The organism is Streptomyces lomondensis (assembly GCF_014651035.1).
Lineage (GTDB): Bacteria > Actinomycetota > Actinomycetes > Streptomycetales > Streptomycetaceae > Streptomyces > Streptomyces lomondensis.
The window spans coordinates 653312-668238 of the sequence record NZ_BMWC01000001.1 but is presented as its reverse complement, the minus strand read 5'-3'; the positions used below and the strand labels follow the sequence as shown (position 1 = coordinate 668238).

Below are 14927 nucleotides of genomic sequence, written 5' to 3'. Positions count from 1 at the left end.
AGGCGCCCCTCCGGGAGAGGAGGGGCGCCGTCGGTCAGCGGGCGTCGGCGGCCACCGGTTCCTGCTCTTTCTGCGGAACCGTCCGCTCCGGCGCGCGGGAGAGCCTGCCCGGCCACCACATCCGCCGCTTCAGCAGGACACTCGCCGTGGTCACCAGGTACGTACGCACGAGGAACGTGTCCAGCAGCACCCCCACCGCGATGACGAAGCCGAGTTCGACCAGCCCCACCATGGGCAGCGTGGTCAGCACGGCGAACGTCGCCGCGAGCACCACCCCCGCCGAGGCGATGACCCCACCGGTGGTCCGCAACGCGGTGAGCGCCGCTGCCTCCGGCTCGGCCCCGCGCACGGACTCCTCCCGCATCCGATGCATCAGGAAGATCCCGTAATCCACCCCGAGGGCGACCAGGAACACGAAGGAGAGCAGCCCGAGCCCGGGATCCGTCCCGCCGAACCCGAAGACCGGCTCGAAGACCAGCCCTCCGATGCCGAGCGCCGCTCCCCACACTGCGACCACCGCCGCCAGCAGCAGCAGTGGCGCGACCAGACTGCGCAACAGCCCGACCAGGATGACGAACACCGCGGCGAGGACCAGCGGCACGATCACCTTCCGGTCCCGCGACTCGCTCGCGGCCAGGTCGATCTGCTGGGCGCTGGGCCCGCCGACATAGGCGCCCTCGGGATCGACCCCGGCCCGCAGGGCCTCGATGGTGCGGGTCTCGGCCGGCGTCTCGGGCGCGGCCGTGGCGAAGACGGCGATCTCCGTCCACCCCGCGCCACTCCGCCCGGGAACCACCTCGGCGACACCCTCGACCGCACGCGCCCGGTCGAGAACCGCGTCCGCCCGATCGCCGGGCGCGATGACCGTCACGGGACGGCTGCTGCGCTCGGGATACTCCCGCGCGAGCGTCTGCATCGCGGTGATCGACTCGGGCCGGTCGGTGAAGGAGTCCTCCTGCTTGAGGCTGCCGGACAGGTTGAGCGTGCCGAGCGCGAGGGCGCCGAGCAGGGCGGCCCCGCCGACGAGGACGGTCACGGGCCGGCGCGTCGCCGAGGTGCCCATCGCGGCGAACAGCGACCGCCGGACCTTCGGCTCACTGCCGAACGCCGGGATCAGCGGCCAGAAGACGCGCCGCCCGAGCAGGACGAGCACCGCGGGCAGCAGGGTCGTCATGGCGACCAGCGCGGCGAGCACCCCGACCGTGCCGACCGGCCCCATGCCGCTGCTGCTGTTGAGGTCGGCGGCGAGCAGGCACAGCAGCCCGGCCGCGACGGTCCCCGACGAGGCGAGGATGGCCGGCCCGCAGCCGCGCAGGGCGGTGCGCATGGCGTCGTACGGCCGCTCATGGCGCCGCAGTTCCTCGCGGTAGCGTGCGATGAGCAGCAGCGCGTAGTCGGTGCCGGCGCCGAGGACCAGCACGGTCATCACGCCGCCGCTCTGGCCGGTGACGGTGACGTCGAACAGTTCGTGCAGCCCGTATCCCGCTGCCATCGCCATGGCGGCGGCGACGCCCGCGACGGCCAGCGGGACCAGCCACAGGAACGGGCTGCGGTAGATGAGGACGAGCAGCACGGTGACGACGCCGAGGGTGGCGAGCAGCAGCGTGGCGTCGAGCGTGCCGAACACCTTGTTCATGTCGGTGTTCAGCGCCCCCGGCCCGCCGACCTCGACGCTCAGCCCGGCCCCGCCCTCGGCGATGTCCCGCACCCCGTCGACGAAGGCGTCGCGGGCCTCCTCGTCCTGGCCCGGCTGGGTGCTGGACACCGGGTACATCAGGGTGGAGCCGTCCTTCGACGGGACGCCCCGCGGCTCTCCCGCCAGGTCGTAGGCGCCGCGCACCTCGGCGATCTGCTCGCCCGCCGTGCGCCGGTCGGCGTCGGTGAGACCGCCGTCCCGGTGGTACACGAGCACCAGGTCGGTCGACTCGCCGCCCGGCAACTCGTCCTGGATCCGCGCCACCTGCGTGGAGTCGGCGCTGTCGGGCAGGTAGTCGACCGCGCGGTTCTGCTGGATGCCGGCGAACTTCCCGGCGAGCGGCCCGAGCAGCACGAGCGCGGCCAGCCACAGCCCGACCACCGCCCAGGGCACGGCCCGCCGCCGCCGTGCGGATGTCCTTGTGTCCCCCATCTGCCGAGCTCCCTCCGGTCCGGTTGTCTGGAACGGACTCCAGACTCCCGGCGCGGGAGGGCCGATTCGTCGGGCGTGAGGGCGAGTTGGCGGCTACTGCCGGGGGCGGTACGGAGCGCGCTCTACTCCCCGGGGAGTAAGCGGGCCACCGCCCTACGACGGCGTCCGCGCCGCCGCCGCCAGCACGCGGGTCACGTCGTCGGAGCAGATCGTGAGGGCCGCCCCGACCGTGGCGAGGACGTCCCGCTCGGCCGGCGTGTACGGCCCGTCCGCCAGGGCGATGCGCGCACCCTGCAGCAGGATCGATTCGCGGCCGACGGTGGCGAGGTGCGGGGCGAGCGGGTCCAGCGCCTCGTGGAGCTCTATGGCCAGCCCCGCGCCGCAGGGTTCGCCGGTGATGCGGCCGGTGTCCGCCTCCAGTGCCTCGACGAGGGCGGCCAGCTGCTCCTCGGTGCAGTCGTCGAAGCCGGCCGCGCGCACGGCGAGCACGGCGGACTCCAGTGCCGTACGGGACCCGGCGCCGCCCGCGGCCAGTACGGCGAGGGCGACGGTGTGCACGGCGTCGCGGAGCATCGCGGAGAAGCGCGTGGTCGTCGGATGGTCGAGGACGTCGGTGCCGAAGTGGCGGCGGCAGGCGGCGCACTCCACGACCGGGCCGGTCTCGCCGCGCGGCAGCACGGGCAGGCCGAGCACGGTGAAGCGGCGCTGTCCGGTCAGCCGCTGGTAGTTGCGGTCGCCGCCGCAGCCGGGGCAGAAGAACTCCCCGTCACCGGCGGCCGTCCACGCGGTACGGGTGCCCAGGATGCGGGCAAGCCCGGCGGCACGGCCGTTTCGTCCCCGTCCTGGCAGCACGTCGCACCTCCGTCACGCCGCACGGCAACGTCGCCGCGCTTGCGTGATGTTAGCCACATCTACGAGGAGGAGTCAGCACCCCGGAGGAGACCTTTCCGTGACCCTCACACGGATTGGCCGGTATGTGACGGGGCTCCGCCCGCCGGACATCGGCGGACAGAGCCCTCGAACCGCCTTCAGGGCTGGTCAGCGCGTTGCGCGGTTGACGGCCGAGACGACGGCCTTCAGCGAGGCGCGCGTGGTGTTCGCGTCGATTCCGATCCCCCACAGGACCTTGTCGTCGATCGCGCATTCGATGTAGGAGGCGGCCTGCGCGGAGGCGCCCTCGCTCATCGTGTGCTCCTGGTAGTCCAGCAGGCGTACGTCGATGCCGATGGACTGCAGGGCGTCGAAGAAGGCCGAGATCGGGCCGTTGCCGGAGCCGGTGAGGACGGTGTCCTGGCCGTCGACCGTGGCCTCCACCTGCAGCGTGTCCACGCCGTCGGTGTCGGTCGTCGACTGGTTGTTCTTGACCTGGATCCGGCCCCACGGGTTCTCGGGGTTCGGCAGGTACTCGTCCTGGAAGACGGCCCAGATGTCCTTCGGCGTGACCTCGCCGCCCTCGGCGTCGGTCTTCGCCTGGATGATCTTGGAGAACTCGATCTGCATCCGGCGCGGCAGGTCCAGCTTGTGGTCGTTCTTCAGGACGTAGGCGATACCGCCCTTGCCGGACTGCGAGTTGACCCGGATGACCGCCTCGTAGGAGCGGCCGACGTCCTTGGGGTCGATCGGCAGATAGGGGACGGCCCACTCGATGTCGTCTACGGTGACGCCCTTGGCCTTCGCGTCGGCCTCCATGGCGTCGAAGCCCTTCTTGATGGCGTCCTGGTGGGAGCCGGAGAAGGACGTGTAGACCAGGTCGCCCACGTACGGGTGGCGTGGGTGGACGTCCATCTGGTTGCAGTACTCCCACGTGCGACGGATCTCGTCGATGTCGGAGAAGTCGATCTGCGGGTCGACGCCCTGGGAGAACAGGTTCATGCCCAGGGTGACCAGGTCGACGTTGCCGGTGCGCTCGCCCTGGCCGAACAGGCAGCCCTCGACGCGGTCGGCGCCGGCCATCAGGGCCAGCTCGGCGGCGGCGACGGCGGTACCGCGGTCGTTGTGCGGGTGGATCGACAGGCAGACGTGCTCGCGGCGGGAGAGGTTGCGGCCCATCCACTCGAAGCGGTCGGCGTGGGTCGAGGGGGTGGAGCGCTCGACGGTGGCGGGCAGGTTGAGGATGATCTCGCGGCCCGGACCGGGCTGCCAGACGTCCATGACCGCCTCGCAGACCTCCAGCGCGAAGTCCAGCTCGGTGTCGGTGAAGATCTCCGGCGAGTACTGGTAGCCGAACTCCGTCTCCGGGCCCAGCAGCTTCTCCGCGTACTCCATGACCAGGCGCGTGCCGTCGACGGCGATCTGCTTGATGTCGTCCTTGGAGCCGCGGAAGACGACCCGGCGGAAGACCGGCGCGGTGGCGTTGTACAGGTGGACCGTGGCGCGCTTGGCGCCCTTCAGGGACTCCACCGTGCGCTCGATCAGGTCCTCGCGGGCCTGGGTCAGGACGGAGATGGTGACGTCGTCGGGGATGGCCCCGGGCTCTTCGATGATCGAGCGTACGAAGTCGAAGTCGGTCTGGCCGGAGGCGGGGAAGCCGACCTCGATCTCCTTGTAGCCCATCTTGACCAGCAGGTCGAACATGGCGCGCTTGCGGGCGGGCGACATGGGGTCGATCAGGGCCTGGTTGCCGTCGCGCAGGTCGGTGGAGAGCCAGCGGGGGGCGGTGGTGATCCGGTTGTCCGGCCAGGTGCGGTCGGGGATGTCGACCTGCTCGTAGCGGCCGTACTTATGGATCGGCATGGAACTGGGCTGCTGGCGGTTCGCCATGATGCGGGGGCTCCTCAGGGGGTGTCCGGAAGGACGGCCGACGACGCAGCACCAAGCTCCGCGGGGAGGGAGTCGGCCTCGACTACAGGCCCTCGCCGCGGCAGCTAAGGAGAAGCAGCCCGAAACGCATGATGCGCAGCATGCTAGCCGAGCCCCTCCCGGCGCGCGGGGTCGTATCAGTATGCGGGACCGGGCGCACATTCGGGACAAAAAGTGCGCTATACCACTTCGCCACGGAGCGTGAAGGCCCTTGTCCCGGTATTTCACCAATCATGGTGGCGACTAGTGACAGCTTCGTCACGCAGTGCAAGGGTGCCGGGCATGACGACTCACGGGGGCTTCGAGCCCGTCTTCTGCACCATCGTTCCGCCCCATGTCCTCGACCAGCTCGCCCAGGCCGAGGACCCCGCGCTCGCCGGGCCCGCGCGCCGGACCCTGGAGCGCGACGCACTGGAACGCACCCACCGCCGCCTCACCACGGTCCTCGGCGCGGCCGCCGTCCCTTCGGCCGCCGACGGCAAACCGCAGCGCACGATCTACGACGCGCGCCACGGCACCGACCTGCCCGGCCACAAGGTGCGCGGCGAGGGCGACGAGCCGGGCAAGGACGCCACCGTCAACCGGGCGTACGCGGGCCTCGGCGCCACCTTCGAGCTGTTCCTGAAGGCGTACGGGCGCGACTCGATCGACGGCGGCGGACTGCCGCTGGACGCGACCGTGCACTACGACCGCGACTACAACAACGCCTTCTGGAACGGCGAGCAGATGGTCTTCGGCGACGGGGACGGCGAGATCTTCCTCGACTTCACCATCCCGGTCGACGTCATCGGCCACGAACTCGCCCACGGCGTCACCCAGTACACGGCCAACCTCACCTACTTCGGCCAGCCCGGCGCGCTCAACGAGTCCCTGTCGGACGTCTTCGGCGCGCTGATCAAGCAGTACACGCTGGGCCAGACCGCCGCCGAGGCCGACTGGCTGATCGGCGCCGGCCTGCTCGCCCCGCGGGTGACGGGCCAGGCGCTGCGCTCCATGAAGGCGCCGGGCACGGCCTACGACGACGACGTCCTCGGCAAGGACCCGCAGCCCGCGACGATGGACGACTTCGTCCGCACCGGCCGCGACAACGGCGGCGTGCACATCAACTCGGGCATCCCCAACCACGCCTTCTACCTCGCGGCCACGGCCCTCGGCGGCCACGCCTGGGAGCGGGCGGGGCAGGTCTGGTACGACGTGCTGACCGGCGGCGAGCTGAAGCAGCAGGCGATGTTCGCCGACTTCGCCACGCTCACCGTCAAGGCCGCGCGGGAGCGGTTCGGCGACGGGGAGGAGCTGGACGCCGTGTCGAAGGCGTGGGAGCAGGTCGGGGTGCGGACCCTGTAGTTCCGTACTAGACAGGTGCCATGCGGATTCAGGTGAGGCGCACGGGCGGGTTCGCGGGCATCGAGCGGCACGCCGAGGTGGACACCTCGGGCCGGCCCGATGCCCCCGACTGGCACGCGCTGGCCGAGCGGGCCGTCGCCGCCGGGCGGAGCACACCGCCGGTCGGGGTCCCGGACGGGTTCAGCTACCAGATCACGGTGGACGGGACGACGGTGTACGCGGCCGACCCGCGGCTGACGGACGAGCAGCGGGAGCTGATCTCGCGCGTCCTGAAGGAGGGGGCCTAACGGCCGGATTCCGCCCGGCCGTTGACTTCTGTTACCGCCGGTACGGATGATCCAGCGCATGGCGACTGACGCAGACCACCCGATCCCCCGCTTCCCTGCCGGTTTCCTCTGGGGCGTGTCCACCTCGGCGCACCAGATCGAGGGCGCGGCCGACGAGCGCGAGTTGTCCGTGTGGGACGCCTTCACGGCCGAGCCGGGGCGGGTCAAGGACGGCTCGACGGCGGCGGTGGCCTGCGACCACTACCACCGCCACCGCGAGGACGTGGCGCTCCTGGCCGGCCTGGGCGTGAACGCGTACCGCTTCTCGGTCTCCTGGCCGCGGGTGCGGTCCGGCAAGGGCCTGGACTTCTACGACCGGCTGGTGGACGACCTGTGCGCGGCCGGCGTCCGCCCGGTGCCGACGCTGTTCCACTGGGACCTGCCGGCGGACCTGGACTGGCTCGACCGGGACACGGCGGCGCGTTTCGCCGAGTACGTGGCGCTGGTCGCCGACCGCCTCGGCGACCGCGTGACGAAGTGGATCACCCTCAACGAGCCCGCCGAGCACACCCTGCTGGGCCACGCCCTGGGCGTGCACGCGCCGGGCCGGCACCTGCTGTTCGACGCGCTGCCGGCCGCCCACCACCAACTGCTGGCCCACGGCCTGGCCGTACGGGCCCTGCGCGCCTCCGGCGCCACCGACATCGGCATCGCCAACTCGCACGGGCCGACCTGGGCGGCGTCGGCCGAGGCGGCGGACGTGGAGGCGGCCGACTTCTACGACGTGCTGCTGAACCGCCTGTTCGCGGACCCGCTGCTGCTGGGCCGGTACCCGGAGGGCATCGGCGAGCTGATGCCCGGGGACGTCGAAGCCGACCTGGAGGTGATCGCCGAGCCGCTCGACTGGTACGGCGTCAACTACTACGCCCCGACCCGGGTGGGCGCCCCGCAGGGCGCGGAGATCGAGTTCGGCGGGGTCACCATGCCCGCCGAACTCCCCTTCTCCGTGCGGGAGATCGAAGGCCACCCGGTCACCGACTTCGGCTGGCCGGTCGCCCCGGAGGGCCTCACCGAGCTCCTCACCGGCTTCCGCGACCGCTACGGCGACCGCCTCCCGCCCGTCGTCATCACCGAGAACGGCTGCTCCTATCCGGGCGTCGACGACCAGGAGCGCATCGCCTACCTGGACGGCCACCTCCGGGCGCTGCACCGGGCGGTGGAGGCGGGCGTCGACGTGCGTGGCTACTTCGTGTGGTCCCTGCTCGACAACTTCGAGTGGGCGGAGGGCTACGCACGCCGCTTCGGCCTGGTCCACGTCGACTTCGACACCCTGGAGCGGACCCCGAAGGCCTCGTACCGCTGGTACCGGGAGGTGCTGAGGGCGCAGGGGCCTACGGCTTGATGCCCACGCCGGTCCACAGGCTGACCTCGGCGTCCGTCGGGGCCTCGCCCTCGGTGGCGTCGGGCCGCCAGCGGTGGCCCACGGTGATGCCCGGGTCGAGCAGCTCCAGGCCCTCGAAGAAGCGGGCGACGTCCTCCTGGGAGCGGAACTGCACGGGCGTCCCGGCCGTGGTGTAGATGTCGGTGACCTTCTGCCAGGTGGCGGCGTCGAAGTCGGGCGTGCAGTGGCTCAGCGCCAGGGCGCTGCCCGAGGGCAGGGCGTCCAGCAGGCGGCGCACGATGCCGTACGGATCCTGGGCGTCGGTGACGAAGTGCATCAGGGCGTTGAGGGACAGCGCCACCGGGCGGTTCAGGTCCAGGACCTCGGCCAGCTCGGGCGCGTTCAGGAGCGACTCGGGGTCGTTGACGTCCGCCTCTATGTACGTCGTGCGGCCCTCCGCGGAGCTGCGCATCAGGCGCTCGGCGTACTTCAGGACGAGCGGGTCGTTGTCGGCGTAGACCACCCGGGCGTCGGGGACCACGGACTGGGCGACCTGGTGCAGGTTGGGCTCGGTGGGGATGCCGGTGCCGATGTCCAGCCACTGGCGGATGCCGTGCTCGCGGGCGAGGACGCGGGTGGCCCGGTGCATGAAGGCCCGGTTCTCGCGGGCGCAGACGAAGATGGCGGGATAGGCCTCGGCGACTCGCTCGGCGGCCTGCTTGTCGACCTCGAAGTGGTCCTTGCCGCCGAGGTAGTAGTCGTACATGCGGGCGGAGTGCGGCCTGCTGGTGTCGATGTCCCGCGCGGCCTGCGAGTGGGTCATGGGGGGTGCCTCTCGTGGGGGGTGGTGGTGCGCCGGCGGTGCCGGGCGGAGGGCTGCCCGGAGGTTCCGTCGGTGGTCACGTGCGTAGGGCGGATCCGGTTCAGGGGGGTTTCAGCGGGCCGTCAGGTGGTCGGCGAGGCCCTGCTTGACCCCCGCGACGAACGCGGTGATCTCCTCGGGCGTGTAGATCAGCGCGGGACCGGCGGGATCGGCCGACTGACGGACCGCCACGCGCCCGTCGGCGAGTTGCTTGGTCTCCACGCACTGGCCCCCGTTGGGGCCGCTCCACGGACGTTCCCAGCCCTGGTCCCCGAGGTCCGACGCGGGCATCCCGTTGTAGACGGCGCCCTGGGCGATGGTCATGAGTACTCCTTCCGCATGCGGTTCAACAGCGCCTTGCTGTCGGCGGACGAGGTCTTCAGCGAGAGCCGGTTGTGCGCCTCCAGATGGGCCATGACGTCGGCGCGCTGGTCCAGGTAGACGGAGGCGGAGAGGATCTCGCTGTAGACGATGTCGGGCAGCTCGCGCTCCTCGAACCGGAAGTAGGTGAAGGGCGCGCACGCCCCGACGTGGGCGCCGGCGGAGAACGGCACGATGTCGACGCTGACATGCTCCAGTTCGGACACCTCCAGCAGCCGGTCGATCTGCTCCCGCATCACGTCGGGGCCGCCCACCACGCGGTGCAGCACGGCCTCCTCCAGCACCACCCACAGCGTGGGCGCGTCCGGTCTCGTGAGCAGGCTCTGGCGGCGCAGCCGCAGCTCCACGCGCCGGTCGAGGTCGTCCTCGCTGTCGTTCGGGAAGCCGCCGCGCAGCACGGCGCGCGCGTACCCGGGCGTCTGGAGCAGGCCGGTGACGTACTGCGGCTCGTAGATGCGCAGGGTTCTGGCGCCGGTCTCCAGGCTCACGTAGGCGGTGAACCAGGACGGCATCACATCGCGGTACGGGTGCCACCAGCCGGGCTCGTTGGCCCGCTCGGCCAGGGCGACGAACTCGTCGATCTCCTGCCGGCCCGCCCCGTAGGTCTCCAGCAGCTTCTCGACGTAGAGGATCTTCAGGCCGACCTCGGCCTTCTCCAGGCGGCGGATGGTCAGCGGGGTCACGCGCAGGGCCTTGGCCGCGTCGTCGAGGGACAGGCCCGCGGTCTGCCGTGCCTCCTGGAGCCGGCGGCCGAGGATCATGCGGAGAACGGTGGGTGCGCCGACGCCGGTGCCTGATCGTGCGTCGTTCACGCACTGCCTCCCTGAAGGGTCGTCAACGGCGCATGACTGACGGGGAGTTGATCGTTCCGCCGACGTGGCCGGGGCGGGGCGATACCGTCCTTCTGAAATTATCAGGGAGATGGTTGCAGCGTGAACTGTACTGCGAGCATAGTTGCTTCTGTGACCAGGAGCCGGAAGCTCTGACTCCCCTTTTCCGGACGGTCCGTTGTCCGCTCGCCCCTTCCATGACTGCGCCCATCCCCCACGGAAGGCGAACCGCCGTGTCCCCCCACACGACATCCACCCCACGGTTCCTGGACGCGGTGCGCCCGGGCCGCACCCACTGGCTGGAGCTGCCGCCGCACCGGACCAGTGTCAGAGCCGCCCGTCATGCCACGCGTGCGCGGCTGGCCGCGTGGCAGGTGCCCGACGAGGTGTGCGACAGCGCCGTCCTGCTCGTGTCCGAGCTGGTGACCAACGCCGTGCTGCACACGCTCAGCGAGCGGGTCCTGTGCGGCGTGCAGCTGATGCCCGACGAGCGCTTCCGGCTGGAGGTCCACGACGGCGACCTCACGGGCCGCGGCATCCCCGACTGCTGCCCCGGCCTCGACGACGAGGGCGGCCGCGGCCTGCTGCTGGTCCGGGAGATAGCCGACAGCTGGGGCATCACCCGCTCGGCCCTCACGGGCGGAAACGCCGTGTGGGCGAGCCTGGCGACGGTGTTGTAGCGCCGGAAAAGGGCTCAAAACCCCAGGACTCAGAACCCCAGCTTGCGCAACTGCCTCGGATCCCGCTGCCAGTCCTTCGCGACCTTCACATGCAGGTCCAGGAAGACGGGCGTCCCCAGCAGCGCCTCGATCTGCTTGCGGGACTTGATGCCGACCTCCTTCAGGCGCTTGCCCTTGGGGCCGATGATGATGCCCTTCTGGCTGGGGCGCTCGATGTAGACGAAGGCGTGGATGTCCAGGAGGGGCTTGTCGGCGGGGCGGTCCTCGCGGGGGAGCATCTCCTCGACCACGACCGCGATGGAGTGCGGCAGCTCGTCGCGGACGCCCTCCAGCGCGGCCTCGCGGATCAGCTCCGCGATCATGACCTGCTCGGGCTCGTCGGTCAGGTCGCCCTCGGGGTAGAGCGCGGGGCCCTCCGGCAGCAGCGGGACGATCAGGTCGGCCAGCAGGCCCACCTGCTTGTCGCCGACCGCCGACACCGGGACGATCTCCGCCCACTCGAAGCCGAGCTCCTTGCCGAGCTGGTCGATCGCGATGAGCTGCTCGGCGAGCGTCTTGCCGTCCACCAGGTCGGTCTTCGTGACGATCGCGATCTTCGGCGTCTTCTTGATGGACGCCAGCTCCTTCGCGATGAAGCGGTCGCCGGGACCCAGCTTCTCGTTCGCCGGCAGGCAGAAGCCGATCACGTCGACCTCGGCCCACGTCGTGCGCACGACGTCGTTGAGCCGCTCGCCCAGCAGCGTGCGCGGCTTGTGCAGCCCCGGGGTGTCGACCAGGATCAGCTGGGCGTCCGGGCGGTGCACGATGCCCCGCACGGTGTGCCGCGTCGTCTGCGGCTGGTTCGCCGTGATCGCCACCTTCTGGCCGACCAGAGCATTCGTGAGGGTGGACTTGCCCGCGTTGGGGCGGCCCACGAAGCAGGCGAAGCCGGCCCGGTGGACATCCTCGGCCGACTCTTCGGATGACTGGGTACGAACGCTCATGGCGCCTATTCTCCCTGATCCACAGAGCCCCGCCGTACAAGCGCCCGAGCGCCGGCCGTCCGTGAGCTCCCGGCAACCTCGAGTCCATGACCTTACGGTGCACGCCGGGACGGCCTACGATCACGGGGGCCCGGGCCGCGGCGCCCCGGTCTCCTCCTCCCTCGTCTCCCCCGCCCAGAAGGTCACCCCCCAGGCATGAAGCTCATCACCGCGATCGTCAAGCCGTACCGCCTCGACGAGGTCAGGAACGCCCTGCTGGAACTCGGCGTGCACGGGCTGACCGTGAGCGAGGCCAGCGGCTACGGCCGGCAGCGCGGCCACACGGAGGTGTACCGGGGCGCGGAGTACCAGGTCGACCTGGTGCCGAAGGTCCGGATCGAGGTCGTCGTCGAGGACGCGGACGCCGACGCCGTCGTCGACGCGGTCGTGAAGGCCGCGCGGACCGGCAAGATCGGCGACGGCAAGGTGTGGGCGCTGCCCGTGGACACGGTCGTGCGGGTGCGGACGGGCGAGCGCGGCCCCGACGCGCTCTGAGCAGCGGGGCCGCGCCGCGGTCTCAGTCGAACACGAACGGGCCCGGTGACTGCGGCCCGGCCGCCGTGCAGGTGATGGTGATGCCGAAGACGGTCATCTTCAGCGAGCCGCCGAAGGCCTCCAGGCTGTCGCCGGAGGCCACGGTGCCGCTGAGGGGGCCGACCTCGACGGGGGCGCCGGCGGCCATCGCCGGGTTCTCCTTGCCGGTGAAGGTGACGCTGCCGCCGCCGGCCTTCACCAGGGTGAGCGTGGACGAGATCGAGTCCTCGCCGAGCCCGATCGGCGCGGTAATCGCGGAGGACTTGACGGTGACGGTGGCGGCGGTGCCGTCCTGGGTGGCGGTGAGCGTGGCGGCGCCGCTGCCGAAGGTGCCGCAGTCGGCGCTGATCGTCGCCGTCTGTGGGGTGACGGCGAGGGCTGCGGGGGCGAAGGCCAGACCGGTGACCGCGAGGGCCCCGGCCGCCAGTGCCGCACCTGCTCCTATTCGCTTGCATCTCATGGGATTCCGGCTCCGTTTCCGTGTGGGGGGACGGCTCGGGACGCTTTGCGGAGAGCCGAACCTGACGGTCCGTCGGAACTGACGGTTCCATTGATGCGCGAGAGGCAGTCGGCGGCAAGGTTGAAATCTGGCCTACTTACCGCCGGTTACACCGAACTTCAGCCAGCGGCCACCGTGGCTCGAACCGTTCCGTCCGGTCCGGCCACCAGCACCGGCGTCTCGGCCCCGCCGAGGTCCCGTACCGCCGCCCGGTCCTCATCGGACACGGTCTCCCCCTCGGTCACCACAGCCGCCGCCTCCAGCGACCGGGCACCGGAGGCCACCGCCATCGCCACCGCCGTCCGCAGGGCGCTGAGCTTCAGGGAGTCGAGGGCCACCGTCCCCGCGACATACGTACGTCCGGTCTCGTCCCGAACGGCCGCCCCCTCGGGCACGCCGTTACGGGCCCGCGCGGAACGGGCCAGGGTGACGATCTTGCGGTCCTCGGGGTCGAGCGCGCTGCTGTCGGTCATGAGCCGAGCATACGGAGACGAGCACGCCTGCCCGGCCACGGGGTACGCCCGGAAGGGCTCCTCAGGAACGGTCGAGGCGGAGGCGCTCGGCGCGCGGCAGGCCGGCGACGACCAGGTCGTAGGAGTCCTCGATGAGCTCCCGGACCAGCTCGTCCGGGAGCTCGCCGTCGGCCGTGACCGTGTTCCAGTGGCGCTTGTTCATGTGCCAGCCGGGGACGATCAGGCCGGGGTACTCCCCGCGGAGCCGGATCGCGTCCTCCGGGTCGCACTTGAGGTTGACTTTCAGGGGCCGCGCGTCGAGGTACGACAGGGCGAAGAGCTTGCCCCGCACCTTGAAGACGGAGACCTCCGGGCTGAACGGGAAGTCCTCCACCGCCGCGTTGCAGGACAGGCAGAAGGCGCGCAGCTCCTGGGGCGTCATTCCGGCTTCTCCTCGTCGTCCCGGAAAGGCTCCGCCGGGTCCACCGGCTCCGCCAGTACCGTCACGATCTTGTTCCGGCGGCCGGCCGCGGCCTCCGCGGTCAGGCGCAGTCCCCGGCCGTCGGGGAGGTCGACCACGGACGAGGCCCCGGCGATCGGGACCCGGCCCAGCGCCTTCGCCAGCAGGCCGCCGACCGTCTCCACGTCCTCGTCGTCGAAGGACTCCAGGCCGTACAGCTCACCCAGGTCGCCGATGTCCAGGCGGGCGGTGACGCGGTAGCGGTCCTTGCCGAGGTCCTCCACGGGCGGCAGCTCGCGGTCGTACTCGTCGGTGATCTCGCCGACGATCTCCTCGAGGATGTCCTCGATGGTGACGATGCCGGCCGTGCCGCCGTACTCGTCGATGACGACGGCGACGTGGTTGCGTTCCTTCTGCATCTCGCGCAGCAGGTCGCCGGCGTTCTTGGTGTCGGGCACGAAGAACGCCGGGCGCATGGCCGTGGACACCTGCTCGGACTCGGCGTCGCGGCTGATGTGCGTCTTGCGGACCAGGTCCTTCAGGTAGACGATCCCGACGATGTCGTCCTCGCTCTCGCCGGTCACCGGGATCCGGGAGAAGCCGGAGCGCAGGGCGAGGGTGAGGGCCTGGCGGATGGTCTTGTAGCGCTCGATGACCACCAGGTCCGTGCGCGGGACCATGACCTCCCGGACGAGGGTGTCGCCCAGCTCGAAGACCGAGTGCACCATGCGGCGCTCCTCGTCCTCGATGAGGGACTCCTTCTCGGCGAGGTCGACCAGCGCGCGCAGCTCCGCCTCGGAGGCGAAGGGGCCGCGGCGGAAGCCCTTGCCGGGGGTGAGCGCGTTGCCGATGAGGATCAGCAGCGACGGGATCGGGCCCATGATCCGGGCCAGCGGCACCAGGACGTACGCCGAGACGGTCGCCGTGTTCAGCGGGTGCTGGCGGCCGATGGTGCGCGGGGAGACGCCGACGGCGACGTACGACACGAGGACCATGACCGCGATGGCGATCAGGAGGGCCTCGGTGGTGTTGTCGAACTCCATCAGGCAGCCGTAGGTGATCAGCGCGGCGGCGGCCATCTCGCAGGCGACGCGGACCAGCAGCGCCACGTTCAGGTAGCGCGTCGGGTCGGCGGCGACCTGGGAGAGCTTGGCGCTGCCGCGGCGGCCGGAGCGCACGGCCTCCTCGGCGCGGAAGCTGGAGACCCGCGCGAGGCCCGCCTCCGCGCAGGCGGCGAGCCAGGCCACGACGACCAGGGCGACGGCGCCCAGGGCGAGTTGCGGACTCAT

16 protein-coding genes are annotated in these 14927 nt (G+C 71.2%); 5 read left to right on the top strand and 11 right to left on the bottom strand.

All coding sequences use genetic code 11. The features are described from left to right. Positions 1-34: 34 nt before the first annotated feature. The 3 genes from IE255_RS02885 to leuA all read right to left on the bottom strand — a co-directional run bounded on the left by IE255_RS02885 (position 35) and on the right by leuA (position 4888). A complete protein-coding gene (locus IE255_RS02885) occupies positions 35-2128 on the bottom strand; it encodes an MMPL family transporter (RefSeq protein ID WP_190048488.1) in 2094 nt (697 codons plus the stop codon). A 153-nt stretch (positions 2129-2281) separates the two neighbouring features. Next, complete coding sequence (locus IE255_RS02880) at positions 2282-2980, bottom strand: TerB family tellurite resistance protein (RefSeq protein WP_190048487.1); 699 nt, start codon at positions 2978-2980, stop codon at positions 2282-2284. A gap of 186 nt (positions 2981-3166) precedes the next feature. Next, complete coding sequence (gene leuA / locus IE255_RS02875; protein ID WP_190048486.1) at positions 3167-4888, bottom strand: 2-isopropylmalate synthase; 1722 nt, start codon at positions 4886-4888, stop codon at positions 3167-3169. 321 nt (positions 4889-5209) lie between these two features. Between leuA and IE255_RS02870 the strand changes: the two genes are divergently transcribed. From IE255_RS02870 to IE255_RS02860, 3 genes are read left to right on the top strand one after another with little or no spacing between them, the layout of a single operon-like run. After that, positions 5210-6271, top strand: coding sequence for a M4 family metallopeptidase (locus tag IE255_RS02870; protein ID WP_190048485.1), 1062 nt, complete (start codon positions 5210-5212; stop codon positions 6269-6271). 20 nt (positions 6272-6291) lie between these two features. Continuing rightward, positions 6292-6558 carry a protealysin inhibitor emfourin gene (locus IE255_RS02865; protein WP_190048484.1) on the top strand — a complete coding sequence of 89 codons (267 nt, stop codon included), beginning with the start codon at positions 6292-6294 and terminating at the stop codon, positions 6556-6558. 46 nt (positions 6559-6604) lie between these two features. Beyond that, positions 6605-7939, top strand: a complete 1335-nt coding sequence (locus tag IE255_RS02860; RefSeq protein WP_190048483.1) for a GH1 family beta-glucosidase — start codon at positions 6605-6607, stop codon at positions 7937-7939. Here the strand turns inward: IE255_RS02860 and IE255_RS02855 are convergent. From IE255_RS02855 to IE255_RS02845, 3 genes are all read right to left on the bottom strand, one after another. After that, a complete protein-coding gene (locus IE255_RS02855) occupies positions 7929-8741 on the bottom strand; it encodes an SAM-dependent methyltransferase (RefSeq protein ID WP_190048482.1) in 813 nt (270 codons plus the stop codon). The genes IE255_RS02860 and IE255_RS02855 overlap by 11 nt on opposite strands. A 111-nt stretch (positions 8742-8852) precedes the next feature. Continuing rightward, positions 8853-9104: a DUF397 domain-containing protein gene (locus IE255_RS02850; protein WP_190048481.1), complete on the bottom strand. Its 252-nt coding sequence runs from the start codon at positions 9102-9104 to the stop codon at positions 8853-8855. Continuing rightward, positions 9101-9973 carry a Sco1979 family transcriptional regulator gene (locus IE255_RS02845; RefSeq protein WP_190048480.1) on the bottom strand — a complete coding sequence of 291 codons (873 nt, stop codon included), beginning with the start codon at positions 9971-9973 and terminating at the stop codon, positions 9101-9103. The genes IE255_RS02850 and IE255_RS02845 overlap by 4 nt, the downstream gene beginning before the upstream one ends. Positions 9974-10224: 251 nt before the next feature. On the opposite strand from IE255_RS02845, the gene IE255_RS02840 reads away from it, so the two are divergent. After that, positions 10225-10671 carry an ATP-binding protein gene (locus IE255_RS02840; RefSeq protein WP_229906261.1) on the top strand — a complete coding sequence of 149 codons (447 nt, stop codon included), beginning with the start codon at positions 10225-10227 and terminating at the stop codon, positions 10669-10671. Between the two features lie 29 nt (positions 10672-10700). On the opposite strand, the gene era is transcribed toward IE255_RS02840, so the two are convergent. Beyond that, complete coding sequence (gene era, locus IE255_RS02835; protein WP_190048478.1) at positions 10701-11654, bottom strand: GTPase Era; 954 nt, start codon at positions 11652-11654, stop codon at positions 10701-10703. A 195-nt stretch (positions 11655-11849) separates the two neighbouring features. Between era and IE255_RS02830 the strand changes: the two genes are divergently transcribed. Beyond that, positions 11850-12188, top strand: coding sequence for a P-II family nitrogen regulator (locus IE255_RS02830; RefSeq protein WP_190048477.1), 339 nt, complete (start codon positions 11850-11852; stop codon positions 12186-12188). A 22-nt stretch (positions 12189-12210) separates the two neighbouring features. On the opposite strand, the gene IE255_RS02825 is transcribed toward IE255_RS02830, so the two are convergent. The 4 genes from IE255_RS02825 to IE255_RS02810 all read right to left on the bottom strand — a co-directional run bounded on the left by IE255_RS02825 (position 12211) and on the right by IE255_RS02810 (position 14927). Next, on the bottom strand, positions 12211-12687 hold the full coding sequence (locus tag IE255_RS02825) for a hypothetical protein (RefSeq protein ID WP_190048476.1): 477 nt from the start codon (positions 12685-12687) through the stop codon (positions 12211-12213). 158 nt (positions 12688-12845) lie between these two features. Beyond that, positions 12846-13199, bottom strand: a complete 354-nt coding sequence (locus tag IE255_RS02820) for a cytidine deaminase-like protein (RefSeq protein ID WP_190048475.1) — start codon at positions 13197-13199, stop codon at positions 12846-12848. Between the two features lie 61 nt (positions 13200-13260). Further along, positions 13261-13620 (bottom strand): MmcQ/YjbR family DNA-binding protein, encoded by a 360-nt coding sequence (locus IE255_RS02815; protein ID WP_190048474.1) that lies wholly within the window; start codon positions 13618-13620, stop codon positions 13261-13263. Then, on the bottom strand, positions 13617-14927 hold the full coding sequence (locus IE255_RS02810; protein WP_190048473.1) for a hemolysin family protein: 1311 nt from the start codon (positions 14925-14927) through the stop codon (positions 13617-13619). The genes IE255_RS02815 and IE255_RS02810 overlap by 4 nt, the downstream gene beginning before the upstream one ends.